The 25,417-nt window shown below is 66.7% G+C and carries 24 protein-coding genes; 10 read left to right on the top strand and 14 right to left on the bottom strand.

Annotation, left to right across the window (positions count from 1 at the left end; genetic code table 11):
- The first annotated feature begins 4 nt into the window (after window positions 1-4).
- Window positions 5-1,066 (top strand): UDP-N-acetylmuramate dehydrogenase, encoded by a 1,062-nt coding sequence (gene murB, locus N5C25_RS03450; RefSeq protein WP_279936427.1) that lies wholly within the window; start codon window positions 5-7, stop codon window positions 1,064-1,066.
- Between the two features lie 32 nt (window positions 1,067-1,098).
- On the top strand, window positions 1,099-1,986 hold the full coding sequence (locus N5C25_RS03445; RefSeq protein ID WP_019661359.1) for a DMT family transporter: 888 nt from the start codon (window positions 1,099-1,101) through the stop codon (window positions 1,984-1,986).
- Window positions 1,987-2,118: 132 nt separating this feature from the next.
- On the opposite strand, the gene N5C25_RS03440 is transcribed toward N5C25_RS03445, so the two are convergent.
- From N5C25_RS03440 to N5C25_RS03430, 3 genes are all read right to left on the bottom strand, one after another.
- Complete coding sequence (locus tag N5C25_RS03440; RefSeq protein WP_180832251.1) at window positions 2,119-3,159, bottom strand: aminoglycoside phosphotransferase family protein; 1,041 nt, start codon at window positions 3,157-3,159, stop codon at window positions 2,119-2,121.
- A gap of 99 nt (window positions 3,160-3,258) precedes the next feature.
- Window positions 3,259-4,293, bottom strand: coding sequence for a heparan-alpha-glucosaminide N-acetyltransferase domain-containing protein (locus tag N5C25_RS03435; RefSeq protein ID WP_279936426.1), 1,035 nt, complete (start codon window positions 4,291-4,293; stop codon window positions 3,259-3,261).
- Complete coding sequence (locus N5C25_RS03430) at window positions 4,290-4,880, bottom strand: helix-turn-helix domain containing protein (RefSeq protein ID WP_279936425.1); 591 nt, start codon at window positions 4,878-4,880, stop codon at window positions 4,290-4,292. Before N5C25_RS03430 ends, N5C25_RS03435 begins: the two co-directional genes overlap by 4 nt.
- Window positions 4,881-5,022: 142 nt before the next feature.
- Between N5C25_RS03430 and N5C25_RS03425 the strand changes: the two genes are divergently transcribed.
- A complete protein-coding gene (locus tag N5C25_RS03425; protein WP_279936424.1) occupies window positions 5,023-5,448 on the top strand; it encodes a DoxX family protein in 426 nt (141 codons plus the stop codon).
- On the opposite strand, the gene N5C25_RS03420 is transcribed toward N5C25_RS03425, so the two are convergent.
- Window positions 5,421-6,230 carry an APH(3')-II family aminoglycoside O-phosphotransferase gene (locus N5C25_RS03420; RefSeq protein WP_279936423.1) on the bottom strand — a complete coding sequence of 270 codons (810 nt, stop codon included), beginning with the start codon at window positions 6,228-6,230 and terminating at the stop codon, window positions 5,421-5,423. The genes N5C25_RS03425 and N5C25_RS03420 overlap by 28 nt on opposite strands.
- 41 nt (window positions 6,231-6,271) lie before the next feature.
- Window positions 6,272-6,775: a DUF2938 domain-containing protein gene (locus tag N5C25_RS03415; protein WP_279936422.1), complete on the bottom strand. Its 504-nt coding sequence runs from the start codon at window positions 6,773-6,775 to the stop codon at window positions 6,272-6,274.
- Window positions 6,776-6,830: 55 nt separating this feature from the next.
- Here N5C25_RS03415 and N5C25_RS03410 point away from each other — a divergent pair, with 55 nt between their 5' ends.
- From N5C25_RS03410 to N5C25_RS03400, 3 genes are read left to right on the top strand one after another with little or no spacing between them, the layout of a single operon-like run.
- Window positions 6,831-7,496, top strand: coding sequence for a metalloregulator ArsR/SmtB family transcription factor (locus tag N5C25_RS03410; protein WP_279936421.1), 666 nt, complete (start codon window positions 6,831-6,833; stop codon window positions 7,494-7,496).
- A gap of 14 nt (window positions 7,497-7,510) precedes the next feature.
- Window positions 7,511-8,239: a GNAT family N-acetyltransferase gene (locus N5C25_RS03405; protein WP_279936420.1), complete on the top strand. Its 729-nt coding sequence runs from the start codon at window positions 7,511-7,513 to the stop codon at window positions 8,237-8,239.
- A gap of 28 nt (window positions 8,240-8,267) precedes the next feature.
- Window positions 8,268-8,984: an SDR family NAD(P)-dependent oxidoreductase gene (locus N5C25_RS03400; protein ID WP_279936419.1), complete on the top strand. Its 717-nt coding sequence runs from the start codon at window positions 8,268-8,270 to the stop codon at window positions 8,982-8,984.
- Between the two features lie 10 nt (window positions 8,985-8,994).
- Here the strand turns inward: N5C25_RS03400 and N5C25_RS03395 are convergent, their stop codons facing one another.
- Window positions 8,995-10,404 (bottom strand): MFS transporter, encoded by a 1,410-nt coding sequence (locus N5C25_RS03395; RefSeq protein ID WP_279936418.1) that lies wholly within the window; start codon window positions 10,402-10,404, stop codon window positions 8,995-8,997.
- A gap of 123 nt (window positions 10,405-10,527) precedes the next feature.
- Here N5C25_RS03395 and N5C25_RS03390 point away from each other — a divergent pair, with 123 nt between their 5' ends.
- Window positions 10,528-11,511 carry a LysR substrate-binding domain-containing protein gene (locus N5C25_RS03390; protein ID WP_251102379.1) on the top strand — a complete coding sequence of 328 codons (984 nt, stop codon included), beginning with the start codon at window positions 10,528-10,530 and terminating at the stop codon, window positions 11,509-11,511.
- Between the two features lie 63 nt (window positions 11,512-11,574).
- Complete coding sequence (locus N5C25_RS03385) at window positions 11,575-13,521, top strand: EAL domain-containing protein (RefSeq protein WP_279936417.1); 1,947 nt, start codon at window positions 11,575-11,577, stop codon at window positions 13,519-13,521.
- Here the strand turns inward: N5C25_RS03385 and N5C25_RS03380 are convergent.
- Window positions 13,518-14,129 carry a TetR/AcrR family transcriptional regulator gene (locus tag N5C25_RS03380; RefSeq protein ID WP_021202877.1) on the bottom strand — a complete coding sequence of 204 codons (612 nt, stop codon included), beginning with the start codon at window positions 14,127-14,129 and terminating at the stop codon, window positions 13,518-13,520. The two genes, N5C25_RS03385 and N5C25_RS03380, sit on opposite strands and share 4 nt — an antisense overlap.
- Window positions 14,130-14,232: 103 nt before the next feature.
- On the opposite strand from N5C25_RS03380, the gene N5C25_RS03375 reads away from it, so the two are divergent.
- Window positions 14,233-15,309 carry an MBL fold metallo-hydrolase gene (locus tag N5C25_RS03375; protein WP_155029424.1) on the top strand — a complete coding sequence of 359 codons (1,077 nt, stop codon included), beginning with the start codon at window positions 14,233-14,235 and terminating at the stop codon, window positions 15,307-15,309.
- Window positions 15,310-15,347: 38 nt separating this feature from the next.
- On the opposite strand, the gene N5C25_RS03370 is transcribed toward N5C25_RS03375, so the two are convergent.
- A complete protein-coding gene (locus tag N5C25_RS03370) occupies window positions 15,348-15,845 on the bottom strand; it encodes a DNA-binding protein (RefSeq protein ID WP_071305819.1) in 498 nt (165 codons plus the stop codon).
- Window positions 15,846-15,878: 33 nt separating this feature from the next.
- Window positions 15,879-16,121 carry a hypothetical protein gene (locus N5C25_RS03365; protein ID WP_100053209.1) on the bottom strand — a complete coding sequence of 81 codons (243 nt, stop codon included), beginning with the start codon at window positions 16,119-16,121 and terminating at the stop codon, window positions 15,879-15,881.
- 247 nt (window positions 16,122-16,368) lie between these two features.
- Between N5C25_RS03365 and N5C25_RS03360 the strand changes: the two genes are divergently transcribed.
- Window positions 16,369-19,488 carry a discoidin domain-containing protein gene (locus tag N5C25_RS03360; protein ID WP_279936416.1) on the top strand — a complete coding sequence of 1,040 codons (3,120 nt, stop codon included), beginning with the start codon at window positions 16,369-16,371 and terminating at the stop codon, window positions 19,486-19,488.
- Between the two features lie 59 nt (window positions 19,489-19,547).
- Here the strand turns inward: N5C25_RS03360 and N5C25_RS03355 are convergent, their stop codons facing one another.
- From N5C25_RS03355 to N5C25_RS03335, 5 genes are read right to left on the bottom strand one after another with little or no spacing between them, the layout of a single operon-like run.
- A complete protein-coding gene (locus N5C25_RS03355) occupies window positions 19,548-20,525 on the bottom strand; it encodes an ABC transporter substrate-binding protein (RefSeq protein ID WP_279936415.1) in 978 nt (325 codons plus the stop codon).
- A gap of 15 nt (window positions 20,526-20,540) precedes the next feature.
- Window positions 20,541-22,286 carry an amino acid ABC transporter permease/ATP-binding protein gene (locus N5C25_RS03350; RefSeq protein ID WP_279936414.1) on the bottom strand — a complete coding sequence of 582 codons (1,746 nt, stop codon included), beginning with the start codon at window positions 22,284-22,286 and terminating at the stop codon, window positions 20,541-20,543.
- A complete protein-coding gene (locus tag N5C25_RS03345; RefSeq protein ID WP_279936413.1) occupies window positions 22,283-22,834 on the bottom strand; it encodes a GNAT family N-acetyltransferase in 552 nt (183 codons plus the stop codon). The genes N5C25_RS03350 and N5C25_RS03345 overlap by 4 nt, the downstream gene beginning before the upstream one ends.
- Window positions 22,831-24,051 (bottom strand): M20 aminoacylase family protein, encoded by a 1,221-nt coding sequence (locus N5C25_RS03340; RefSeq protein WP_345781908.1) that lies wholly within the window; start codon window positions 24,049-24,051, stop codon window positions 22,831-22,833. Before N5C25_RS03340 ends, N5C25_RS03345 begins: the two co-directional genes overlap by 4 nt.
- Before the next feature lie 4 nt (window positions 24,052-24,055).
- The gene (locus tag N5C25_RS03335) at window positions 24,056-25,399 is read right to left on the bottom strand and encodes an LLM class flavin-dependent oxidoreductase (protein ID WP_279936411.1); all 1,344 of its coding nucleotides are present in this window, start codon (window positions 25,397-25,399) and stop codon (window positions 24,056-24,058) included.
- Window positions 25,400-25,417: the final 18 nt, after the last annotated feature.

The following is a 25,417-nucleotide window of genomic DNA, read 5'->3' as shown; positions in this document are numbered from 1 at the left end:
GCCCATGGACACCGTCGACGGCAACGCCCCGCTGCGCTGGACGCTCACCCGCAATGCGCCGCTGCAGGCGCTGAACACCTTCCACGTGCAGGCCAGCGCCGCGCAGCTGCTGGAACTGCACGATGCCGCACTGCTGCCGGACGTGCTGGCGCTGCCCGAGGTGGCCAGCGGCCCGCTGCTGGTGCTGGGCAGCGGCAGCAACGTACTGATCGCCGAAGACCTGCCTGGCACCGTGCTGGTGTTCGGCAACCGGGACATCAGCTTCCTGGAGCACCGCGCCGACCATGCGGTGATCCGCGCCGGCGCTGGCGTGTCCTGGCATGGCCTGGTGATGTGGTCGCTGCAGGAAGGCCTGTCCGGCCTGGAGAACCTGGCGTTGATTCCCGGCACGGCCGGTGCCGCGCCGATCCAGAACATCGGTGCCTATGGCGCGCAGGTCGGCGAGTTCATCCAGGCCGTTGAAGCCTGGGACTGCCAGGAGCAGGCCTGGGTGCGGCTGGACAACGAACAGTGTGGCTTCGCCTATCGCGACAGCGTGTTCAAGCAGCAGCCCGATCGCTACCTGATCACCGCCATCGAGCTGAAGTTGCCGCTGCTGCACGACCTGCGCATGGACTATGCCGGCATCCGCGAGGAACTGCAGGCACAGGGCGTGGAGCTGCCCAGTGCCGTGGACGTGGCCAATGCGGTGATCGCGATCCGCCGCCGCAAGCTGCCCGATCCGGATGTGCTGGGCAACGCCGGCAGCTTCTTCAAGAACCCGGTACTGCCACTGGAACAGGTGAACGTACTGCTGCAGCACTTCCCCGAGCTGCCGGTGTTCCCGGCCGAACAGGACGACAAGCGCAAGGTCTCTGCGGCCTGGATGATCGAGTCCTGCGGCTGGAAGGGCTTCCGCGAAGGCGATGCCGGCGTCGCGCCGAGCCACGCGCTGGTGCTGGTCAATTACGGCAACGCCACCGGTGCTGAGCTGCTGGCGCTGGCGCGACGCATCTCGGCCTCGGTGCTGGAAAAGTTCGGCGTGCCGATCGAACCGGAGCCCCGCCTGCTCGGCGCACAGTGGTGAACACCCCCGCCCTCTCCCCCAGCGCCACCCCGATGCGGGCGGCGCTGCTGATGCTCGGCAGCACGATGGCATTCGGCCTGATGGCCGTCGCCATCCGCTACGCCACCCGGTACGTACCAACCCAGGAAGTGGCGTTCTTTCGCAATGCCTTTGGCCTGCTCGCGTTGCTGCCGATGCTGCTGCGCCCCGGCCATGCACCACTGAAAACGCAGCAGCTGCCGCGTTATTTCGTGCGCAGTGCGATTGGCCTGGGTTCGATGCTGTGCGCATTCTGGGCACTGGGCCATCTGCCACTGGCGCAGGCGGTTTCCCTCTCGTACTCCACGCCGTTGTTCGTCACCATCGCCGCCGTGCTGTGGCTGGGCGAGACCGTGCGTGTACGCCGCTGGGCTGCGGTGGTGGTTGGATTCATCGGTGTGCTGGTGATCGTGCGCCCCGGTACCGCCGGCTTCACCGCGGGCAGCCTGGTAGCGGTGGCAGCCGCCGTGCTCAGCTCATTGGTGGCGATCCAGATCAAGCAGCTGACCCGTGTCGACAGCGCTGACACCGTGGTGCTCTACACCTACGTGTTCTGGGTGCCGCTGTCGCTGGTCCCGGCACTGTTCGTCTGGGTCTGGCCCTCCGGCATGGCGTGGCTGTGGCTGCTGGCCACCGGCGTGCTCGGCACCGTCGGCCAGCTGTTGTGGACCCGCGCGCTACGGCTGGGCGAAGTCTCCGCCCTGACCCCGATCAGCTTCCTGCAGCTGCCACTGGTAACGCTGTTCGGCTGGCTGCTGTTCAACGAAACGGTGGACCGCTGGACGATCATCGGTGCCGGCATCATCCTCGCCGCCAACGCCTACATCGCCCACCGCGAAGCCGTGCTGTCACGCCGCGCTGCAAGCGCGGCGGCCTCTGCAGCGGCCAAGCCCGCCGAATAAGAACCACCTGCATCGACAAGCCAATGGACCGTGCATGGAAAGGCCCTGGGTAGAGTCGACTGCTAGTCGACCCTCGCGCGCAGCGCGGGCTTCGCCTGTTCCAATCGAAGAGCAGTCGACCAACAGTCGACTCTACCCGGGGCGATCCTGGCAGCGGCCCAGAACCTGATCCAGTGCGCGATACACCCGCTCCGCCGCATCGAACACATTGCCCGGCGCGAACTGCTCGCCCAGATAGTGCAACGACTGCCGGCGCAACTGCGGCGAACGCTCCTCGCCATCGCTGCCCAACAGCACCTGCTGGAACTCGATCAGGTCCTGCAGGATGCGCCAGTGCCGGTACCAGGCGATCCAGCGCGGATCGCCGCGGTCGCTGCCGTAGCCCTCCTCGAAGCCCAGCGGATTCTCGCGCCCCCAGCGCCCACCAACCGCCGCACCAATGAACATCAGGTCGCGCTCGCGCGGGGCCAGCGAAAGGCCGTCCCAATCGATCAGGTGCAGGCCCCCGTCATTGCCCATCAGCAGGTTGCCGGCATGCAGGTCGGTGTGACACAGATGCAGATCTACCGGTACGTCCTGCAATGCCACGAGCAGCTCCCGTGCCTGCGCATGCAGCGCCGCGATGCGCGCATGCTGCTGGTCCCATACCGAAACAAATGCGCGGCCCAGCCCGTCCTTCGCGGCCGCCAGGCCTTCGCCGGCCAGCCATTGACCGACCGTCTCCAGCGCCGCGGTTTCCAGCCGTACGATCGGCAGCGCCTGCTGCAGTTGCGCTGGCAGTTGCGCGCCGTGCAGGCGCCGCAGTACCTCGCCCAACCGCTTCCACTGCGTGCGGCTCAACGCCGCCTCGAATCCGGACTGCCCTTCCACATAAGGGAACAGGGTGAACTGCAGCCCCCACCGCTGTACCGATGCGCCGCCGGTCAATGCTGGCCACGGCGCAACGATCTCATCGATGCCCAGCGTGCCGCGCAGCCAATGCAGGCTGTCCCACACCGCTGGGGCGACCTGGTAGGTGCGGCATTTCAACCACCACTGCCCGTGCCGCGCATCGACGCGATACACGCTGGCATTGGCGTCGGCACCCACCGGGCGTGGCACCACGGCGGTGGCAGTGATGCCATAGGATTGTTGCAGGACTTCGCCGAGATGCTGCGCCGAAGCGAATGACATGGATGCAAGCGGAAAGTATTGCCTGCTGCCACTATCGCAGATGCATTCGCCGCGACACAGACATGTCCGTCACAACATCAGCTCGCCGCGACCAGAGAACTAGCCTGCGATGCGTCGCATCACCACTTCCAGCGGGCCGCGTGCGAACTGCCACGACCACAGCCATGCCGCGCCCGTCGCCAGCATCAGGAACAGCGTCGCCCACAGCAGCACCGATGCGAGCGACGCGCTGCCATCGAGCAGGCCCAGGCTTTCCAGCGTGCCCATGCCCAGCAGGATGTGGCCCACATACAGGGTCAGGGTCATGCGCCCGGCCGCAGTGAACGGCTCCAGCCAGTCCCTCGGTCGCACACGCGTCAGCCACAGGCAGGCGGCAATGACACTGCACGCCGCGCCCGCACCCGTGAGTACGTAGGCTGGTCCCGGCGGCATCGGTTGCGTTCCCAGCCACACCTGCCAGGGCGTTCCCTGCGCAAGCTGCTGCACGCCATGGCCGGCCGCGATCAGCAGCAGCCCCAGCACCAGCAATGCTCGCTGCACCCGCGGTTGCGACAGCTGAAGGCGTGCCAGCAGCATCCCCAGCAGGAAGAAGCACAGCCACGGCAGCAGCGGATGGAAGCCGTTGAACAACAGGTTGCGGGCCGCGCCCGGCCATTGCCACAGGTCGGCGTATTCCAGCGTCTGCCAGTTCCATCCCTGGCTGTAGTCCCAGTGCAGCAACGCCCAGAACGAATACGCCGCCAGGCCCACGATGCTGGCCAGCAACACCCGCGGCGACGCACGCAGCCACACCACCGCCAACGCGAAATACACCGCGTAGTAGTGCAGGATATCGGCCGGGAACAGAGTCAGGTTGAGCAGGCCCAGCACCATCAGGAACAGCGCGCGCCTCCAGGTCTGCACGCTGGCCGGCCACCACCCCTGCCGCTGCGTGGCCAGCACCAGGCCAAGACCGGCCAGAGTGACGAACGTCGCCGAGGCTTTGCCTTCCAGCAGATGGAAGAACCCTGCCAACCAACTCTCACCCTCTGCCGGCACGGCCATCGCCAGGCGGAAGTTGACCAGCACCATGCCGGCCAGGGCCAGGTAGCGCGCCAGATCAAGGCCGTGCAATCGCCGGTCAACGGCACTCATGCGCGTGCCCCGAGCAGCAGCGCGAGCAGGCCAAGATCCAGCGAGGCCTCATCGATGCCATCGGCTTCGCCCAGCCCCCGACGCAGCGCATCGCTTTCAATGGCATCCAGCAGCACCTGCGCCTGCAATGCCGAGGCCAGCACGGGACGCCGACGTTCGCGCCGTGCCACCTGCTGCAGGGCTTCGGCCAGGGTCGCCTGCAATTGCCTGCGATTGGCCGCAAATGCCTCGGCCACGGCCGGATTGCGTGCGCTCTCGGCCAGCACTTCGACGGCAAGCGTCGCCCATTCCGGCTGGCGGCACAGTGCGTGGAAGTCCTGAAGGAAATCCAGTACCTGTGCGCGCTCGCCTTCGGACGCGGCCAGTCGACGCAGCAACGGTGCCAGTTCTTCGCTCTCGGCCACTGCCACTGCAAGGATGATCGCTTCCTTGCCCGGGAAGTGGTTGTAGAGGTTGCCCAGGCTGACGCCAGCCGCCTGCGCGATGTCACGCATGCTGGTCTGGTGGAATCCCTTGGCGAGGAAGCACCGCAGGGCAGCCTGCAGGATCAGGGTCACGCGCTGCTCATTGCGGTCGATTCGGCTCATGCCACAAGCATGAACGAACGTTCGTTTATTTTGTAGATGTCGACCTGGCCACCATCGGGCTCCGTTCAGCCAGCCTTGACCTCAACTGCGGTTGAGGCCCGATGCTGCGCGACCTGTTCCATGCCCAACCCGGAGTTCCTGCATGCCACGAATGATCTCCACCCTGCTCGACAGCCGCGTGATGTGGTTCCTCGCCCGACTGCTGCTGGCCGTGGTGTTCCTGTCCTCGGGTCTGGCCAAGCTGCTGGCGTGGGACAACAGCGTGGCCGAAATGCAGGCGGCCGGGCTGCAACCGCCCGCGCTGTTCAACATCGCCAGCGCGGTGGTGCTGCTGGGCGGCGTACTGTGCCTGCTGCTTGATCGCCTGCTCTGGCTGGGCAGCGGCGCGCTGGCAGTGTTCATGCTGCTGACCATCGTCGTCGTGCATACCTTCTGGACCAAGCACGGCGCGGAACAGCAGCTGGCCCTGTTCTTCGCGCTGGAACACTTGAGCGTGGTCGGTGGCCTGATCTGCGCGGCCATCGCCAGCCATGCACGGGCTCAGAAGAACTCGTCGAGCAACCGGTAGAACGCCAGCCGACGCTCGTCGGCCACCGCGCCATAGCGCTGGAACAACGGCGCCACCCAACGCGTGTCGCCGAAGTTGTGGACCAGGCTGCGCGCGGCCAGCGCCAGGTCCTGGTAGCGGTCGGCAACACCCAGTCGCCCACAGTCGATGAAACCGCTGAAACGCCCCTCGACCACCATCAGGTTCGGCAGGCAGGCATCGCCATGGCTGACCACCAGGTCTTCATGATCGGGCCGGGTGCTGCACAGTTCGGCGAAGACCTGCTGCGGACTCTGGCCCAGGCGCTCATCATCGAAATCATCGGCATCCACCAAGCCCGCTTCGACGCGGGCCTGCGCGGCCTGCAGGCGCGAGGCCAGTCGCTGGTCGAACGGGCAGGCTGCCACCGGCAACGCATGCAGCCCGCGCAGCGCGTCGGCCAGCAGTTCCACCAACTGCTGCGGCGCGAGTTCCGGCGACGAAGCCAGGTCGCGGCCGGGCAGCGCGCTCATCAGCAACCAGCGCCGGCCCGCTTCTTCGGCGGTGGCAATTACCGTTGGCGCCGGTTGTCCCTGTTCCTGCAGCCAGCGCAGGCGCGCGATCTCATCACCGAGCTCACTGAAGGCGTCGATCACTTCCGACTTCACGAAGGCATCGGGCTGGCCTGGTCGCTGCACCCGGGCTACATACGCGCGCGATACGCCGATCGACTGCCGCTCGATGCGCGCATCGGCCAACGCTTCCTGCCATGCCCACGGTAGCGGCAGCGGCAGGCCATCAGTGAAGGGATTGGGTGCTTCCATGCCGGGGTGTTCCTGTTGCCGGTGACCCCGCCGATTTTCGCTCATCCTGCACGGACCGCGGCCAACAGCAGCGCGGAAAGGTACATGCCCACGCCGAACACGCTGTGCGCCACCAGGCTGCGCAGGCGTGCCTTGCCCGGCGCCAGGGTCTTCGAAGCGGCAATGCCTGCACCCATGCCCGGCTGCAGGATGAAGAACGGCGCAGCAACGCTGAGGATGCCGAAGGCCAGCGCCGGCCACAGGGTGGGTGCGTGCACCCAATCGCTCCCTGCCACGGCCAGCAACAACGCTGCGAAAACCACCCCGGTCACGTAATGCGCGGTCCAGCCCAGCGCGCGCTCGCCACCGACCGCTGCCGCGCAGCCGATGCCGTCGTGGCGGAATTGCCCGCGGGGCAGGTGCCCCAGCCAACGGCCCACCATCGCAAAATCCAACGAGGGAATGCCGAACAGCCGCCGCTGCACCACCGCCCACAGGTCCATCACTGCGGTCGCTCCCACGCCGACTACCACCGCATCCATCGCGAATGTCGCCTGGCCAGACATATCCCATACCTTCAATTATTTGCTTGAATGATAGAGCGATGCTAGCGTGCCCCGCATGAACGCTGCAACAGAGCCACCACCCTCGCCGCTTGAGGCCTTGGCCGAGATCGCCCGCACGCTCGGCCATGCCCATCGCCTGGCCCTGCTGGAGCACATCGCCCAGGGCGAGCGCGCCGTAGAACGCCTGGCCGAACTGACCGGCCTGTCGGTGGCCAATACCTCCCAGCACCTGCAGCAGCTGCGCCGTGCCGGCCTGGTACAGACCCGCCGTGACGGCAAGCGCATCCTCTACCGCAGCGGTTATGGCCCGCTGGGCAACCTGCTGGCCGCACTGCGCGACTATGCCGATCACCAGCGCAGCGAAATGCACGGCGTGATCCACGACAGCCTGCAGCGCCGCGATGCGCTGGAAGGACTGACCGTGGAGCAGCTGCTGGAACAACGCAGTAGCGTGGTGCTGCTGGATGTGCGGCCGCGCGAGGAATTCGATCTGGGCCACCTGCCCGGAGCGCTGAACATTCCCGTTACAGAACTGCGCGCACGGATGGACGAACTGCCGCGTGCCGTCCACATTGTCGCGTACTGCCGCGGTCCCTACTGCGTGCTGTCCAACGATGCGGTGGCGATGCTGCGCGAGGCCGGACTGACCGCGCAGCGGCTCGCCGCCGGTTACCCCGAATGGAAGGCCGCCGGCCTGCAGGTGGACCTGCCCCGGCACTGAGCGAGACACCGGTCATGGATGATGTGTTTGCCCCGTTGATCGATGCGACCTGGCGCGGCGTGTTCTCCGGGCAGCGCACGCTGCGGGACGATCCACAGCTGCAGTTGGCGTGCAGCGATGATTTCGATGAGGGCGAGGACGGCATGCTGCTGCAGCCGGTCGTGGGCCCCGCTCGCGCACTGTTGCGCCCTGCCCTGGCGGCTCGCCTGCACCTGCACGCGCAACCGCACTGGACACTGGCACAGCTGCAACAGCGCCTGCAGCAGCTCGGCCAGCGCACGCATGGTGCGGATCGTGTCTTCTACTTCCCTGCCGCAGAACTTGCGGCCCTGGCCGCGCGCCCTGCACCACCACATATCCGCCGTCTCGACCCGGCCGACGCAGCCGCGTTCGATGTGTTCCAGGCCAACGCCAGCGAAGAGGATCTCGATGCCGCCTGGGTCGAGCTGGACCACTGGCAGGTGTTCGGCGCCTTCGATGGCGAGCGGCTGGTTGCCGCGGGAAGCATGTACCCGTGGAGCCTGGATCCAGCCCTCGCCGACATGGGCGTGCTGACCCTGCCCGATGCCCGCGGTCGCGGGCACGCGCGCCAGCTGGTACACGCCATGGCCGTGTCCGCGCAGGCGGCCCGGCTGCAGCCTCAGTACCGTTGCCAGCTCGACAACACCGCCTCGATCATTACCGCCGAGCGCAGCGGCCTGCGCGCGTTCGCCGACTGGGACACCGTTCTGGCAGCCAATTGAGGCTGCCGCAGTACAACAAGGAAGCAACATGAAACTGATGGTCATCGGCGCCAGCAGGGGCCTCGGTCGGGCATTCGTGGAAGGCCTGTGCAGTGCGGGCGACACCGTCATCGGCGTTTCGCGCAGCCGTCCGCGCGACCTTGAATGCCTCGAGGGTGTCACCCTGCAGTGGATCGAGGCCGATCTGTCCCAGCCTACCTTGGCCGCCAATCACATCGCAGCGCAGGCGCCGGCCGATCTGGATGTGCTGATCCACAACCTGGGCATCTGGGAAGAGACCGCCTTCAGCGACGAGTACGCCTTCCTCGACGAGAGCGATGCCGCGCTCACCCAGCTGGTCGACGTCAACATCACCGCCACCCTGGTGCTGCTGCAGCGCCTGCTGCCGCGGGTGCTGGGCGCACCACGCCCGCAGCTGGTGCTGACCGGCTCGACCTCGGCGCTGCCACGCAGCGGCCGCCCGGAAGTGGCGTTCGGCGCATCCAAGTTCGCGCTCAACGGCATCGCCGATGCACTGCGCGAGGGTTTCCGCGATCGCCGCCTGGCGGTGACCAGCCTGCAGCTGGGCTACCTCAACACCGACGATGCACTGTCGGTGCCGGTGGCAGAGGCCGCAGCACGCGGGGATGGCGAACTTGTCCCGGTACACGACGTGGTGACCATGGTGCGTGCGCTGCTGCAGCTGTCGCCGTCCGGCTTCGTGCGCGAACTGGTGCTGCCAGCCATCGCCGACCCACGCTACTGACTGCCCCTGCTCAGTCCAGGCTCGACCTCTCGCGCAACAGGTACCCAAGCACGATGGCGGTCAGCACGGTCGCCATCGCCAGGACAAAAAGCTGGCCACGGACGGCCTCCACGTATGCCTGGGCAAGCGCCGTTCTCGAAACGCCGGGCAATGCCTCCACCGCTCCGCCAAGGTCGCCCGTGGACAGCCTGTGCACGGCGGCACGGGCCACGACGCCGGCCTCCGGCATCATGTTCCCGCCAATCCGGGCCGAGAGCATGATGCCGACAAGCGCGAGGGCAATGGAATCGCCTGCCAGTCGCATCGCGTTGAAGATGCCAGCGGCCATGCCGGCCTGCTCCTTGCCGACCACGCTGACCGCCAGGCCATCCATGATCCCCCAGGGAAGGCCGATGCCGATTCCGATGACCAGCATCGGCATCCAGCGCACCGACGGGAACTGGAACACCTGCGCCAGCCATGCCAGCCCAAGCGCGCCGATCAGCAGGCCCGCACAGCACAGCGTCCGCGCCGGAATCCAGCGCAGCAGGTAGCCGGCAACCAGGGGAACAACCAGCAAGGGTGCAGACAGTGCTGCCATCGCCAGTCCAGCCTCGGTGGGTCGCAGTCCTTCAACACCTATGAAGCCAGCCGGCAGCACGACCAGAAGGACGACGTAGGAGAACGCAGGGGCAGCGGCCAGAATCTGCACGCCAACGAAACGCCGGTTGCGGAACAACCCGAGATCCAGCAGCGGTGTTCGATGGGAGCGCTCAACCGCAATGAACACGCCCAGCAACACCACCGAGAGCGCCAGCAGTACCAGCGTCTGCGGATGCAACAGGCCACGTTCCGGCAGCACGATCATGGCGTAGGTGAGTGAGCCCAGCGCCAGCATGAAGGTGATGGCCCCCAGCCAATCCAGGCGTGGCGAACCGGCGTTTCTCGATTCGGCGGATGACAGGGCGACCAGCGGTACGGTCAGTGCCGCCAGCAACGCAGGCAGGAAGAACACCCATTCCCAGCCCAGCGCATCGATCAACCCGCCCGCCAGCAGCGGTCCGCCTGCGGCCCCTGCACCAAAAGTGGTGCCGATCAGGCTGAACACCCTTGCCCGCGCCTGGCCGTCGAACACCTGCGCCAGCGACGCCATCGCGCCGGCAAACGCTGCCGACGCCGCCATCCCCTGAAGCAGTCTCAGGACATTGATCCACGCCACATCGGGCATCAAGGGAATCAGGCCGGTGACGAGTGCAAACAACGCGCCGCCCAGAATCCAGATCCGGCGCCTGCCATGCAGATCGGCCAGTCCACCGGCCACCAGCGTGGTGCAGCCGTAGGTCAACAGATAGGCGTTGATGATCCAGGACAACGCCGCAGGGGAACCGCCCAGCGCGTCCCGGATGGCAGGAATGCCCACGGCAGGGCTGGCAATGCTCAAGGGAATGGTGAGCGCCGTCAGACAGCCTGCCAGCACCACGCCAAAGCGTGATGATCCGGCCGTCTCAGCAGAGGCAACAGGCATGTCGATGAGACTCGAGCGTGGCGAAGCGCCACCGCATTGATGCTATCGACGACGCTATTGCGTAAGAATCCGTCATTCGCTCCATACTTTAATGACACAAACGTCATCAATGGCCACGTCATGGACAGCTTTGCTGGTCTCAGCCTCTTCGTTCTGGTTGCCGAAGCACGCAGCTTCGCGGCCGCAGCACGACAGCGTGGCATCACCCCTTCGGCCGCAAGCAAGACCATCGCCCGGCTGGAAGAGCGCCTGGGCGCCCGCCTGCTGAATCGCAATACCCGCAGCGTCAGCCTGACTGCCGAAGGCGAGCAGTTCCTTGAACGCTGCCGCCGCATCATGATCGAGGTCGCCGCGGCAGAACGCGATCTGACCGATGCCCAGGCCGCGCCCAGCGGTCGCCTGAAGGTCAGTCTTCCACTCGCCAGCGGTCTGATGCTGCCGGTGCTTTCGGCGTTTGCGCACAGCTTCCCCGCCATCGAACTCGACCTGCACTTCAGCGACCGCCTGGTCGATGTCATCGAGGAAGGCTTCGATGCCGTCGTCCGCACAGGCAGCCCCGCCGACTCCCGGCTGCACGGCCGCAACCTCGGCAGTACCCGCCTGCTGTGCGTGGGCGCCCCTGCGTACTTCGCCCAGCGCGGCACGCCGCAGCACCCGGACGAGCTGAGCGGCCACGCATGCCTCCTCCATCGCTTTCCCGGCACCGGCCTGATCGAACGCTGGCCACTGCCCGTGCATGAGGGAAGCTCTGGAACGCGGCTGACTGCAGCGATGACCGCCAATCATCTTGAGACGATCCTGCACATGGCCATCGATGGCCATGGCATCGCGTGCCTGCCCGACTTCGCCACGCGTGATGCGCTGGACCGCGGTTCGCTCGTCAGCGTTCTGGACCCATGGAGCACCGAGCGAAGCACCTTCTGGGCCCTCTGGCCAAGCCATCGCCATCAGCAGCCGCGTGTACGCGCGTTCGTGGATTTCATGGCCGAACACCTCCTGCCCGAACGCAGCCAGCGCAATTGAACCTGCGCCCTGCTGCGACTACGCTGCGGGTCACTGGCCGTCGGTCACAGGCGGGAACCTGCTATGGATGCGCTTTCACGGGTCTCGGCCCAGGTCCTGGACAGCGCCCTGCCCAGCCTGCCGCTGTACCTGCTGCAGGCCACCGCAGTGATCGGCATGATCGGGGTGCTGTTGATCGCCACCCGCCGTGCCGGCCATGCCATTGAAGGCCGACGCCTGTATCTGGGCGTGGCACTGGGCCTGATCTACCTGTTCAATTCCTGGTTCGTGGCCCGTTACACCCAGGGCGTGGTCAAGCTGCACCTCGGCTTCGACATCCTGCTGGTCAGCGGCCTGCTCGGCGGCTGGCGCGGTGGCCTGGCCTGCCTGGGCGCCAGCCTGCTGGCCCGCTACCAGTTCGCCGGCACCCAGTATTTCCTGCCTGCCGGCCTCGAGGCCACGCTGCAGATGCTGGCCGGCGTCTGGCTGCGCAGGCGCCTGCACCCGCGCATGCTCAATGAACTCTCGCTGCGCATGATCCTGCACGCCTGGGGCGTTCGTATCGTCGTCACTGCATTAGGCCTGGCACTGGGGGTAGCAATCATCGGCGCCCATCAGCTACCCGTGGAGGAGTTGGCAATCCAGCGCCTGCTGGCACTGCCACTCTCACTGCTGATGCTCGGCGCGGTGTTCGCACTGGTCTACAACGATGCGCAGATCGATGCCCAACGCCAGCGCGAACAGGCCTGGCTGCGCATCGATCCGATCAGCGGCCTGCCCAACATGCGTGCGCTGGGCGAACGTCTGCAGCAGTACTGGCGAGACAACGACGGCCTCGGCAAGGCCTGCCTGATCGTGGCCGAGATGGGCAACCTGCGCGATCTGCGCCTGCGCTACGGTCCGCTGCAGGACAGCGGCCTGTGGCAGCGCGACAGCACCGAAGAAGTACATCGGCTGCTGCCCTCGCTGCCGGCCGGGCAACTGGAGATCTACCAGTTCGGCGATGCCGCGCTGGCGATCCTGGTGCGCGACCTGTCCTTGTCCGAACTACGTACGCAACCGCAGATCACCGAGCTGGCCAGCAACCTGGCCGAACGGGTGGGCCGCGATTGGCCGGGTTTCCGCCCGTTGTTCCGTTGCGCGGTAGTCGAACTCAAGCCCCCAACCAATACAGACGACGGTCACCTGCCGTTCCGGGCGATCACCCTGACGATGAGTGCGATCGAATCGGGCGTCGTGTTCTTCGACGACCCGATCCAGCGCGACAGCGAGATCGACGCCCTGATCGAAGTCGCTCTCGAACGCTGGCTGCAGCAGGGCGATGCACCGCTGTGCTACCAGCCCAAGCATCGCCTGCAGGACCGCCAGTTGGTCGGCGCCGAAGCGCTGCTGCGCATGCGCGATGGCGAAGGCCGGCCGATTGCACCGATGCGGGTGATCTCGCTGCTGCGCCGGCAGGGCCGGCTGGCAGACCTGGAATGGGCCACGCTGCAGTCGGCGGTGCACTTCCTGCAGCACTGCCGGCAGGACGGCGCGGCGCTGACCATCGCAGTCAATGTGTCAGCCGAATCCCTGCGCCTGCCCGACTTCGGCCTGCGCCTGCAGGAACTGCTACAACTGCATGACATCCCCGGTGCGATGCTGCGCCTGGAGATCGTCGAATGGACCGAAATCGTCGAGCGCGACGTGATCGATGCCAACATCACACAGCTGCTGGCGGCGGAGGTCACCCTGTCGCTGGATGATTTCGGCGCTGGCTATTCAACCCTGATCCTGCTCTCGCAGCTGGCCATCGCCGAGGTGAAGATCGAACAGGCGCTGATCGCCACACTGTCCGACGCCAAGTCGCAGTCGATCGTGCGCTTCATCGTCGAGGTTGCGCACCGCTGCGGCGCGATCGTGGTGGCCGAAGGTACCGAAACCCTGGCGCAGGAGCAGAAGCTGCGGGCCCTGGGCGTGGATGTCGGCCAAGGCTATCTGTACTCGGCGGCGCTGCCGGCCGACGAGTTCCTCCGCTTCGCCGCCAGCTAGACCGCGTAGAAACCCAGGAACATCGCAACCGCCGATTCGGCCACGCGCGCACGTTCCTGCGCGGTCAGCGGTGGCTGCCCCATCGTGACCTGCGGCCAGAACGCAAAGCTCTTCACCAGGCCGTGCAACTGGTGGCCGGCAAAGTCCGGATCCACCTCGCGCAGGCGGCCATCGGCAATTGCTGCGCGGATCCAGGCACTCTCGCCACTTTCCTTCTCGCCCATGCGGCAGACGATGGCCTGCGCGCGCTCCGGTGAGTGGATGACCTCGGCCATCGCCACCCGTGCCAAGTCGATGAAGTTGGCATCGCTGAGAAGTTCCAGCTTCTGGCCCAGCAACTGCAGCAGCTGCGCCTGCAACGGCTGGTCCGCGCGATACGGCAGTGCGTCGCTGGCCACGCTGCGTTCCCACAGCTCCTCCAGGATCATCGAGAACAGCGCTTCCTTGCTCGGGAAGTGGTTGTAGACGGTCCGCTTGGAGACCCCGGCCACCTCGGCGATGCGGTCCATGCTGGTCGCCTCGTAGCCCGATGCACGGAACTCCTCCACCGCCGCGCGCACGATAGCCTCGCGTTTGCGGTCGGTCAGGCGTTGCGGGGCACGGGGCATGGCGGGACCGGATAACTGAACGGACGCCACCATTTTACACCCATCAGTGTACTTTTGAAAAAGACGAAACTACACTGTGCAGTGTACCCAGCGGACGTCACCCATGAAGCGCCTGCTCCTTGTCCTCCTGCTTGGAATCCTCGCTGTGACCGCCTACACCTTCTGCAAGTCCTGGTCCCTCCCCGACTTCCCCGATTCGCCGCAGTACCGTGATGGCAAGTTCCGCAATGCCCTGCCCCGTCCGGCGATGGGCCTGCGCGACGGTGCGGAGATCTGGTGGACGTTCCTGTTCAACAAGCCCAAGGGCACCGTCCCGGCCCACCCCATTCCGGTGCAGCCGCTGGACCGCGCCACGCTGGACGCCGCGCCGGACCGCAGCCTGTTCCGGCTGGGGCACTCCACGATCCTGCTGAAGCTGCGTGGCCAGTACTGGCTGACCGACCCGGTGTTCTCCGAGCGCGCCTCGCCGGTTCAGTGGATGGGCCCGGCCCGCTTCCATGCGCCACCGATCAGCATCGACGCGCTGCCGCCGATCGCCGGTGTGATCCTCTCGCACAACCACTATGACCACCTGGACCATGCCGCGGTCATGCAGCTGGCTGGCAAGACCGCGCGCTTCATTGCACCGCTCGGCGTCGGCGACCAGCTGATTGCCTGGGGTGTGGACGCCAGCAAGGTCGAACAGCTGGACTGGTGGCAATCGACCGAGGCCAGCGGCCTGCGCCTGACCGCCACCCCGGGCCAGCACTTCTCCGGCCGCGGCCTGGGCGACAGCGACCGCAGCCTGTGGGCGTCGTGGGTGATCCAGGACGACGACTTCCGCATCTTCTTCAGCGGCGACACCGGCTACTTCGACGGCTTCAAGGCCATCGGCGAGAAGTACGGCCCGTTCGACCTGACCATGATCGAGACCGGCGCCTACGATCCGCGCTGGGCGTTCGTGCACATGCAGCCGGAACAGACGCTGCAGGCGCACCTGGACCTGCGCGGCAAGTGGCTGCTGCCGATCCACAACGGCACCTTCGACCTGGCCCTGCACGCATGGCAGCAGCCGTTCGAGCGCATCACCGCATTGGCGGCCGCGAAGAACGTGCCGGTGGCCACGCCGATGATGGGCGAAGCGCTGGACATGCAGGCGCCGCAGGCGGGTACGCGCTGGTGGGAGACGGTGGAGTTGTAACGCCTCGCTTTCCGGGTGGGTGCCGGCCGTGGCCCGCACTACACCTTTGGCTGCAACCTGCGCCCTTCGCGGGCCAGGTTGAGCTGCAGCGCCGCGGTAGCAAGCTCCGCCATTTCCGAGGTGACTTTCCCACTGCCGCGCGCCTGCAGCCAGTCGAGGATGTCAGCCAGATGCCAGATCGACGTCGTCCCTTCGTGGACCGGTGAAGGAAATGACTGCGGGTTGGCCAGCATCAGCTTGCGCATGTTCTGGCGCGATACCCCTAACAGGTCCGCCACATCGGTCAACCCCACCAGATCGGGGCTTACTTCGACCAGCTCGGCCCCCGGGACGGCACGCTGTACATCGCCCAATGCCGACGCCAGGGCAGCACCGGCATTGTCAGCCTCACGACAGAATGCCAGCGCCATCCGGCCGGGTCGCCCGATGCCCAGCAGCGCATCATCGCAACCCGTTTCCACAAGTCGCTGCTCCAGCATGCCGCCATCGTCGTACGCGTCCGGCAGGCGATACTTCAGGGTGAAATTGAATTCCATCATCTGCCCACCTCGTTTCGGCTCGCACCGTTCTCATTGCTCACGGCTGCAGTTCTCGACCACACGGCGCAGCGCTCTGGCGTGATTGCAGGTGTTGCGTGGCGTGCTCCAGATGCTCACGACGCAGAATTCCCCGCACCGGCATTTGCTGTCGTTGTAGGGGCAGTACATCCGCCCCCACGCATGGCTGCCGCCTACCCGCAATCTCCAACCCCTTGCTTCCGCAAATCGCAATGCGGCTTCAATGTCCTTGTCGGGGTGACGCACACGAGACATCCGCCTTCTCCGAAGTCTGCACCTGCCCAACGAAGGTTGTCAAATGACAACCTAATATTGAACTCCTTGGCCTCCACCCAAGCTAGCCCTTCCAGGGCGCGCGTCCAGAGCCATAGCCGTCAACGCGGTCATGCCTCCGACACGCCACGCACAGCCTGGCGCTATTGCAGTGCGTCATGTAACCGATTACATCCCTTGCTAGCGTAGCGCTCGCCCGATTCCGGCCGAACCTGCGAGGCTGTCCGTAATGACGTTGCGCGCCGAACGCTCCAAGGTCTCCACCCCGCTTTTCCAGTTGGGTCCTGCCGCGGCCCTGCTGTTGGCCGCGCTGGCCTACAGCGCGCAGGCACAGACCCTCCCCCCGCGCAGCCAATGGCAGGCCAGCAGTTCCTCGCAGCAGGTGCCGGCGATGGCGATCGGCCACCTGATCGACGGCGATCCGAAGACCGTCACCGGCGGCGCCTTCAGCCCCGGCCACTGGTTCCAGATCGACCTGGGCGCGCCCACCCAGCTGGCGGGCGCCCGCCTCACCTGGGATGTCTCCAACCCGGAAGGCTATTCACTGCAGACCTCAATGGATGGCACGCAGTGGCATACCGCGTACACCATGGCCGATTCACTGGGCGATGTGGAAACGCTGTACTTCGCGCCGCGGCAGGCGCGCTACCTGCGGCTGGCCAGCCCGCAGCGCACCTCCGATTGGGGCGTGTCGATCTTCGAGCTGGAGCCACTGGACAGCACGCTCAGCGCACGCGTCAGCGGCGTGGATGCAATGCAGGCAGCGGCACTCTGGCAAGGCGGCGGCACCGTCGCGATTCCGGCCGGCACGAATGGATCCCACGCGCTTGAGATCACGCTGCCCCGCGCTCAACCTACTGCGGGTCTGCTGGTTGAATGGGCTGATGGCGCGCGCGGCGCTGCCCGTTTACAGGCGCAGGACGGCCGGGGTCGCTGGCACGACTGGGCGCACGACGCTCAGGCGGCCAGTCATCGGCAGAGCTGGCTGGCCGCAGATAACGCCCAATCCCTGCGGGCGTTCCGGCTGAGCGTGGACGGCGCCGCACCGCAGGTGGCGCGACTGCGCCTGCTCGGCCCCAAAGCCGTAATGACACCGATGAAGCAGTACCAGATCGCCGCCAGTGGTGCGCAGCGCGCGTTGTTCCCGGCCTCGCTGCAGATGCAGCAGACCTACTGGACTGCGGTCGGCGTGCATGGCGGACGACAGAAATCGATCTTCGACGAGTACGGCAACCTGGAAGCGTTCAAGGGAGCGCCGCTGGTGCAGCCGATCTGGCGCAGCGCCAATGGGAGCACTGCAGGTGCCGCCGGGCAGAACGTGCAGCATGCATTGCGTGATGGCTGGAAGCCGATGCCCTCCGCCACCTGGTCGCCGCAGCCCGGGCTGGAACTGCGCAGCGAAGTGTTTGCCATCGAACGTGGTGGCCAGCCGGTGACCTTCCTCCGCCATCGCCTGCACAACACCGGCAGGACCCGGATCGACGGCACGCTCAGCCTGGTCGTGCGCCCGATGCAGATGAACCCGCCATGGCAGAACGGCGGGCTGTCGCCGATCCGCGATGTGGCCATCGACAGGCAATCCGTGCGCATCAATGGCCGCATGCTGCTGCAGTCGCTCACGCCAGTGGCTGCGTCCGGCGCGGCGCCGTTCGGCAGGGATGGCGCAACGGAAATCACCGCGATCCTCGCTGCCGGCCAGCTGCCCTCCACGCAACAGGCGCGCGACGACGAGGGTCTTGCCTCGGCTGCGTTGAACTACCGTGTATCACTGGCACCGGGCGCCAGCGATGCCATCGTGGTCGCGTTCCCGCTGGGCACTGCCGCCGGCGATGCCAACGGCATGCTGCCCGAAGCGCCTGCGCTTGATCTGGCTGCGCTGCCCAACGATGCCAATGCCGCGTTCGATTCCCTGGCCACGCAGGCCTCTGCGGACTGGCAGGCACGGCTGGGCCAGGTCGGGCTGCGCCTGCCCGATCCCTCACTGGTCGACATGCTGCGCGCGCAGGCCGCCTACATGCTGATCAACCAGACCGGCCCGGCCATGCAGCCCGGGCCCCGCAACTACAACCGCTCCTTCATCCGCGACGGCATGGCCACCTCGGCGGTGCTGCTGCGCATGGGCGAAGCACGCGTCGCGCGCGACTACCTGGCCTGGTACAGCGAACACGGCGTGCATGCCAACGGCCTGGTCTCGCCGATCCTCAACGACGATGGCAGTGTCAACACCGGCTTTGGATCGGACATCGAGTACGACAGCCAAGGGCAGTACGTCGCGTTGGTGGCCGATGTCGCGCGCCTGGATGGTGGACCGGAATCGGTGCGTGCCTACCTGCCCAAGGTGAAGGCCGCGCTGCACTTCCTGCAGGAACTGCGCGAACGCACGCTGGCGCCCGGCTACAAGGCCGACCAGCCAGCGCCGGAGCGCTTCGCGGGCATTCTTGCGCCGTCGATCAGCCATGAGGGTTATCCGTCTCCCACCCACAGCTACTGGGACGACTATTGGGGCCTGAAGGGCTGGCACGACGGCGCGTGGCTGGCCGAATCGCTGGGCGACCACGAGACCGCAGTGTGGGCACGCGAACAGTACAAACTGCTTTACGACGCGCTGCACGCCTCGATCCGGGCGACGATGGCGTGGAAGGGCATCGACTTCATTCCCTCCTCGGCCGACCTGGGCGATGGCGATCCCACCGGCGTATCGATCGCGCTGGACCCCACCGGGGCGCAGAGCGTACTGCCCGCAGAAGCCTTGCGTACCACCTTCGCCCGCTATCTCGATGACGTGCGCAAGCGCAGCCAGCCCGGTGCGCTGTATGCCTACACGCCGTACGAGATCCGCAACGTGCTGAGCTATGTGCACCTGGGCCAGCCGCAGGTGGCCGATGAGCTGCTGCAGGGACTGCTGCATGATCGGCGCCCGCTTGAGTGGCAGGTGCTGGCTGAGGTCGTGCACTCACGCCTACGTTTTCCGCGTTACCTGGGCGACATGCCGCATACCTGGATTGGTGCCGAGTACGGCCGCACGCTGTTCGGCATGCTGATGCGCGAAGACGATGATGCGTTGTCATTGCTGCCGGGCACGCCGCCGTCGTGGGTGGGGGGCGATGGGTTGGCTGTGGAACGCCTGCCGACAGCGTATGGCACGCTGCAGATGCAGGCGCGGCAGCGCGACGGCATGCTGACGGTCACGCTGGGCAAGGGGTTGCGCAGCGGGACGGCATTGAAGGTCTGGTGGCCGGCGCGCACCATGCCGAAGACGGTGCGTGTGGATGGGCGTAGCGTTTCCGACTTCGACGCCGAGGGCGTGCGCCTGGCGAAACCGTTCAGAACGCTGGAAGCGCGTTGGTAAAGCGGCCGAGCATGGCTCGGCTCTACAAAGACGGAGGTAGCGCCGGGCCACGCCCGGTGTCATTGCAACGTTGGCAATCCCGGCGGGTTGGTCTGCGACTGCGGCACGGCTTCCTCGGCCACGTTCCATCGCTTCAGCGCCTGCGCATAGGTACCACTGGCAATCTGCGTGTTCAGCGCCTGCGTCACCGCATCAGCCAGGCCGCTCCCCTTGCGGGTGGTCACCGAGATCGCCGCAGCGTTCGGCCAGCCACCGGGGAACAGGCCCGCGCGCCGCACCTTGCCGTCGCGTGCCGAGTACGCGCCGGTGGCATTGGGCTCGAACGAGACATCGGCCCGCCCGGTGATCACCGCCAACCGGCCGACCACCGCGTCATCGAAGTACTGGTACTCCACCGGCTTCAAGCCGGCAGCGATGTTCTGCTGGTCCCACTGCCGCAGGATCTGATCCTGGTTGGTGCTGGCACCGACCACCACCTTCAGCCCGGCAACGTCGGCCGGCTTTTCGATCTTCTGGATGGGCCCGTCGCTGCGCGTGTAGATGCCCAGCAGGTCGTAACGGTAGCTGGAGAAATCGAACTTCTTCTTTCGCTCCTCGGTGACCGTCACGTTCGACAGCACCGCATCGTACTTGCCCGATTCCAGCCCCAGCGGCCAGTCGGCCCAGGCCACCGGCACGACCACCAGCTTCAGGCCCAGCGCATCGGCGATCAGGCGCGCGATGTCCGGCTCGATGCCGACCACGTCCTTGCTGTCGGCGCCGTAGTCGGCCAGCGGCAGCTGCCCCGGATGGGTCGCCACGGTGAACGCCCCCGGCGTGACGAAGCGGTAGCGAGCCGGAATCAAGGCCTGCGCCTTCGGGTCGAGCGTGCCCTTCAGGATGGCGGTGTTCGCGCCGGCCAGGCTGGTCGCGGCCACGGCGCCGGCATCCGGGGTCTGGCGCACGCGCGAGTAGACGATGCCGGCGATGCCGACGACCAGCACGCCTGCGATCAACAAGGTGCTGCGTGAGGGGCGACGGGGTGCTGCAGGGCTCATGGCATTCCTTGAGGGTTACAGGGTCTTGGCCAGGAAATCGGCGGTGCGTTGCTGGCGCGGGCGCTCGAACAGGGCCTCGGGCGTGCCCTGCTCGATCACCCGGCCCTGGTCCATCATCACCACGTGGTCGGCCACGCGGCGGGCGAAGCTCAGCTCATGGGTGACGATCACCAGCGTGGTACCCGAACGGGCCAGTTCCTCGATCACGCTCAGCACCTCCGCCACCAGTTCCGGGTCCAGCGCCGACGTGGGTTCGTCAAACAGCAGCACCTTCGGCTGCAGCGCCAGCGCGCGGGCAATCGCGATGCGCTGCTGCTGGCCACCGGACAGCTGGCGCGGGAACGCATCGGCCTTGTCGGCCAGGCCGACCCGCTCCAGCAGCGTGCGCGCCTGCCGCTCGGCCTGCGCACGCGGCACGCCGCGCACCGCGATTGGCGCCTCGATGATGTTCTCCAATGCGGTCAGGTGCGGGAACAGATTGAAGCCCTGGAACACCATGCCCACCTCGGCACGCCGACGGCGGATCTCGCGCTCGGGAAGTTCGTACAACGTGTCACCCTCGCGGCGGTAACCGATCAGCTGGCCGCCGACGGTCACGTAGCCGCTGTCGGCACGTTCCAGGTGGTTGATCAACCGCAGCAGCGTGGATTTCCCGGCGCCGGACGGGCCGATCAGCACCGTCACGCTGCCGGCGCGCAGCTCCAGGTTCACGTCTTCCAGCACCGGCTGATCGCCGAACACCTTGCCCACGCCACGCAGCGATACCGCCGCACCCTCGCCCGCTTCCACCTGGGTGGCGATGCGCGGGCGGTTGGCCACGCGCGGCGCAGCATCACTGGATGTCCGCACCGGTGACGACACCCGCGACACCGAGCGCTCGCGCTGCAGCTGGCCGCGCGCGAAGCGCTGTTCCACGCGCCGCTGCAGCAGTGAAAGTACGGTCAGGATCACCAGGTACCAGACCGTGGCCACCATCAGCAGCGGCACCACTTCCAGGTTACGGCGGTAGATCACCTGCACGGTGTAGAACAGCTCCGGCAACGCCAGCACGTAGACCACCGAAGTGCTTTTGGCGAGGCCGATCACATCGTTGAACGCGGCCGGCAGAATCGAGCGCATTGCCTGCGGCAGGATGATGCGGCGCACCTGGCGGCCCCGCGGTAGGCCAAGCGCGGCCGAGGCCTCGTATTGGCCGTGGTCGACCGAAAGAATGCCACCGCGGATCACCTCGGCCGAGAACGCCGCCTGGTTCAGGGTCAGGCCCAGCACCGCGGCGGTGAACACACCGATCAGCTGCGTGGTCGGGTACGAGAACAGGCTGATGCCGGTGAACGGCACGCCCAGTTCGATGGTGCTGTACAGGTAGCCCAGGTTGTTCAGCAGCAACAACAGCACCAGCAACGGGATCGAACGGAACAGCCACACATAGCCCCACGACACCGCTGACAGCAGCGGCGAACCGGAGACGCGGGCCAACGCAAGCAAGGTGCCCAGTGCGAAGCCGAGGCCGGTACCGAGCGCGGTCAGCAGCAGCGTGCGACCCAGGCCTTCCAGTACCGGGCGTGCGAAGAACCATTCGGCGAAGGTGCCCCAGCCCCAGCGCGGATTGCCCAGCACGGACTGCAGCCCGATCAGGATCAGCGCCAGTGCCAGTACCGTGCCGAAGACCTGCAGCGGATGCCGGGCCGGCACGATCTTCAGTGCCGGTCCGGGCGCCGGACGAGCGGCGATGCCCTCCAGCGCGGTCGACGGTGTGCTCATGCGTGGGCTCCGTGCAGCAGTACCTGTGCAGGGGTAACGACAGGCGTCGTCGCCCGCAGGTGCTTCTCGAACGGCAGATGCGCAACGGTTTCCGGGTCAGCATTCAGATCGAACAGCGCGGTGTAACCGTGGCTGAGGTACAGACCAACAGCTTCAGGCTGGCGGAAGCCGGTGGTCAGGAACACCCGCCGGTACCCTTGCCGCGCAGCCTGCTCTTCCAGCTCCTGCAGCACGCGCCGCGCGATGCCCTGGCGGCGCAGCCCCGGCAGCGTCCAGATCCGCTTGAATTCGGCAGTGTCCGGATCGCGGTGCGGCATGAAGGCGCCACCCGAGATGGCAGCGCCATCACGCAGCAGCAGCACGAACGCCCCTACCGGTGCGGCGAAGGCCTGCGCCGGGTAGCGCTGCAGCTCCTCGCGGGCGCTGCCGCCGATGCGGCGACGCACGTCGGCGTAGCGGCTGTCGTACTCCTGCTCCAGGCCATCGAACAGCGGCCGCGCCAGTGGGTCATCCACCGAGGTATAGAGAAAGCGTTCGTTGCTGCTCATGCCACGTCCTTCACCAGATAGTCTTCGGCCAGCCGCGCCCACAGGCTGGCAGCGGGTGCAATGGCGGCGTCGTTGAACACATAGCGCGGGCTGTGCAACGGTGCGCTGTCGCCGTTGCCGACGAACACGAAACTCCCGGGCCGTGCCTGCAACAGGAAAGCGAAGTCCTCGCTGGCGGTGCGCGGCGCGAACTCCGGCACCACCTGTTCGTGGCCGAAGCCCTGTACGGCCACGTCGCGGATGTAGGCGGTCTGCTGCGGGTGGTTGATCACGCTGGGGAAGCCACGCGGGAACTCGATTTCGGCGCGTGCCCCGAAAGCGGCAGCGGTCTGCTCGGCAATCCCGGTCACCCGGCGGCGCAGCGTGTCGCGCACCTCGGGCAGGTATGCGCGCACGGTCAGCTTCAGCTCGACCACGTCCGGAATCACATTGGCGGCCTGCCCACCGTGGATCGAACCGACGGTGACCACGCCCATCTGCCGCGGGTCGACATTGCGCGACACCACACTCTGCAATGCAGTGATGATGTGCGCGGCGACCAGGATCGGGTCCACGCTGCCTTGCGGCTCGGCACCGTGGCCGCCCTTGCCGATCACCTTCAGCCGCGCCCAGTCGACCGACGCCATCGCCGGGCCGTCGACGAAGCCGAAGTGGCCGACCGGTACGCCGGGCCAGTTGTGCAGCCCATAGATCGCATCCACCGGGAAGCGCTCGAACAGGCCGTCGGCAATCATCTTCGATGCACCCGAGCCGGTTTCCTCGGCTGGCTGGAACACCAGCTGCAAGGTGCCGTCGATATTGCCGTGATGGGCCAGGTAATGCGCGGCGGACAGCAGGATGGCGGTGTGACCATCATGACCGCAGGCATGCATCAGGCCGTCGGTCTGGCTGGCGTAGGCCAGCCCCGAGTCTTCGTGGATCGGCAAGGCATCGATGTCCGCACGCAGCCCCAGCCGACGGCCGCCCTGCCCACGCTGCAACGTGCCGACCACGCCGGTGCCGCCGAGACCGGTGGTCACCTCATAGCCCCACTGCTGCAGCAACTCGGCCACACGGGCGCTGGTGCGGCGCTCCTCGAAGGCCAGCTCCGGGTGGCGGTGCAGGTCATGGCGGATCGCGATGGTTGCCTCGGCGCGTGCCGCGATCTCGGGCAATACGCCAGTCGTTTGGGAATCCCGCCGGGCATGGCCCGGTGCTGCCGCAGTTTCTCCGCTCATTGCCCTACCCCGCCTTCCGCGCCGGCTCGGCATCGGTCGAATGACGGCTGGCCTTGTAGGGCAGGCCCAGATGTTCGCGCAGGGTCTGCCCCTCCAGCTCGCGCTGGTGGTAACCGCGCGCCTGCAGGATCGGCAGCACCTGGGTCACGAAATCGTCCAGGCCTTCGCGCTGCGCCGCAAAACCGAGGATGAAGCCGTCGCTGGCACCGGCGTCGAACCAGCGGATCAGCTCATCGGCCACGTGCTCCGGCGTGCCGATGAAGTTTGGTCGCGGGCTCACCGCTTCCAACGCCACCTGGCGCAGGCTCAGGCCCTTCTCACGCGCATCCTGCTTGATGCGGTCGGTGGTGGAACGGAACGAATTGCTGCCGATGTCACCCAGCTCCGGGAACGGTGCATCCGGGTCGTACTGGCTGAAGTCGTGGTGATCGAAGAAGCGCCCCAGGTACGCCAGTGCATCCTCCAGCGTGGCCAACGCGGCAATCGCCTGATACTTGGCCTCGGCCTCCTCGGCGGTGCGGCCGACGATGGGGCCGATGCCCGGGAAGATCTTCACGTCATTGCCGCTGCGGCCGTGGGCGATCGCCGAGTTCTTCACCTTCTGGGTGAATGCACGGGTTTCTTCCAGCGACGGCGAATGGGTGAACACCGCATCGGCGTACTTGCCGGCCAGCGCGATGCCGTCGTCAGACGAACCGGCCTGGAAGATTACCGGCTGTCCCTGCGGCGAACGCTGGATGTTGAGCGGGCCTTCCACCTGGAAGAAGCGGCCCTTGTGGTCGAGGCGGCGGAATTTCTCCGATGCGAAGAAGGTGCCGCTGTCGCGCTCACGCACGAAGGCGTCGTCATCCCACGAATCCCACAGCCCCTGCACGACGTCCAGATACTCATCGGCGATCTGGTAGCGCAGCGCATGCTCCGGGTGTGGCCGGCCGTAGTTGCGGCCCGAACCCTCCAGTGGCGAGGTCACCACGTTCCAGCCGGCGCGGCCGCCACTGAGCAGATCCAGTGAAGCGAACTGGCGGGCGACAGTGAACGGGTCGCTGTACGAGGTCGACAGCGTGCCGGCCAGGCCGATCTTCTTCGTTGCCGTGGCCAGCGCCGAGAGCAGCGAGATCGGCTCGAAGCGGTTGAGGAAGTGCGGGATGGACTTTTCGTTGATGTACAGGCCGTCGGCAACGAAGCCGAAGGCGATGCCGTTTTCCTCGGCAGTGCGCGCGATGTCGATGTAGAACTGCAGGTTGACGCTGGCATCGGCCGGATTGGACGGATGCTTCCAGGCATGCATGTGGCTGCCGGGGCCCTGCAGCATGATGCCGAACGGAATGTGGCGCGGGGTGGTGCTCATGGGAATCTCTCCTGCAGG

It is taken from the genome of Stenotrophomonas sp. GD03958 (assembly GCF_029839005.1).
Lineage (GTDB): Bacteria > Pseudomonadota > Gammaproteobacteria > Xanthomonadales > Xanthomonadaceae > Stenotrophomonas > Stenotrophomonas hibiscicola.
This window is presented reverse-complemented; position numbering and strand designations above follow the sequence as displayed.

Bases quoted from the DNA above. Each gene is read 5' to 3' on its own strand.
- murB (WP_279936427.1), top strand. From the start codon at position 5: ATGGACACCGTCGACGGCAACGCCCCGCTGCGCTGGACGCTCACCCGC.
- N5C25_RS03445 (WP_019661359.1), top strand. From the start codon at position 1,099: ATGCGGGCGGCGCTGCTGATGCTCGGCAGCACGATGGCATTCGGCCTG.
- N5C25_RS03440 (WP_180832251.1), bottom strand. From the start codon at position 3,159: ATGTCATTCGCTTCGGCGCAGCATCTCGGCGAAGTCCTGCAACAATCC.
- N5C25_RS03435 (WP_279936426.1), bottom strand. From the start codon at position 4,293: ATGAGTGCCGTTGACCGGCGATTGCACGGCCTTGATCTGGCGCGCTAC.
- N5C25_RS03430 (WP_279936425.1), bottom strand. From the start codon at position 4,880: ATGAGCCGAATCGACCGCAATGAGCAGCGCGTGACCCTGATCCTGCAG.
- N5C25_RS03425 (WP_279936424.1), top strand. From the start codon at position 5,023: ATGCCACGAATGATCTCCACCCTGCTCGACAGCCGCGTGATGTGGTTC.
- N5C25_RS03420 (WP_279936423.1), bottom strand. From the start codon at position 6,230: ATGGAAGCACCCAATCCCTTCACTGATGGCCTGCCGCTGCCGCTACCG.
- N5C25_RS03415 (WP_279936422.1), bottom strand. From the start codon at position 6,775: ATGTCTGGCCAGGCGACATTCGCGATGGATGCGGTGGTAGTCGGCGTG.
- N5C25_RS03410 (WP_279936421.1), top strand. From the start codon at position 6,831: ATGAACGCTGCAACAGAGCCACCACCCTCGCCGCTTGAGGCCTTGGCC.
- N5C25_RS03405 (WP_279936420.1), top strand. From the start codon at position 7,511: ATGGATGATGTGTTTGCCCCGTTGATCGATGCGACCTGGCGCGGCGTG.
- N5C25_RS03400 (WP_279936419.1), top strand. From the start codon at position 8,268: ATGAAACTGATGGTCATCGGCGCCAGCAGGGGCCTCGGTCGGGCATTC.
- N5C25_RS03390 (WP_251102379.1), top strand. From the start codon at position 10,528: ATGCTATCGACGACGCTATTGCGTAAGAATCCGTCATTCGCTCCATAC.
- N5C25_RS03385 (WP_279936417.1), top strand. From the start codon at position 11,575: ATGGATGCGCTTTCACGGGTCTCGGCCCAGGTCCTGGACAGCGCCCTG.
- N5C25_RS03380 (WP_021202877.1), bottom strand. From the start codon at position 14,129: ATGCCCCGTGCCCCGCAACGCCTGACCGACCGCAAACGCGAGGCTATC.
- N5C25_RS03375 (WP_155029424.1), top strand. From the start codon at position 14,233: ATGAAGCGCCTGCTCCTTGTCCTCCTGCTTGGAATCCTCGCTGTGACC.
- N5C25_RS03370 (WP_071305819.1), bottom strand. From the start codon at position 15,845: ATGGAATTCAATTTCACCCTGAAGTATCGCCTGCCGGACGCGTACGAC.
- N5C25_RS03365 (WP_100053209.1), bottom strand. From the start codon at position 16,121: ATGTCTCGTGTGCGTCACCCCGACAAGGACATTGAAGCCGCATTGCGA.
- N5C25_RS03360 (WP_279936416.1), top strand. From the start codon at position 16,369: ATGACGTTGCGCGCCGAACGCTCCAAGGTCTCCACCCCGCTTTTCCAG.
- N5C25_RS03355 (WP_279936415.1), bottom strand. From the start codon at position 20,525: ATGAGCCCTGCAGCACCCCGTCGCCCCTCACGCAGCACCTTGTTGATC.
- N5C25_RS03350 (WP_279936414.1), bottom strand. From the start codon at position 22,286: ATGAGCACACCGTCGACCGCGCTGGAGGGCATCGCCGCTCGTCCGGCG.
- N5C25_RS03345 (WP_279936413.1), bottom strand. From the start codon at position 22,834: ATGAGCAGCAACGAACGCTTTCTCTATACCTCGGTGGATGACCCACTG.
- N5C25_RS03340 (WP_345781908.1), bottom strand. From the start codon at position 24,051: ATGAGCGGAGAAACTGCGGCAGCACCGGGCCATGCCCGGCGGGATTCC.
- N5C25_RS03335 (WP_279936411.1), bottom strand. From the start codon at position 25,399: ATGAGCACCACCCCGCGCCACATTCCGTTCGGCATCATGCTGCAGGGC.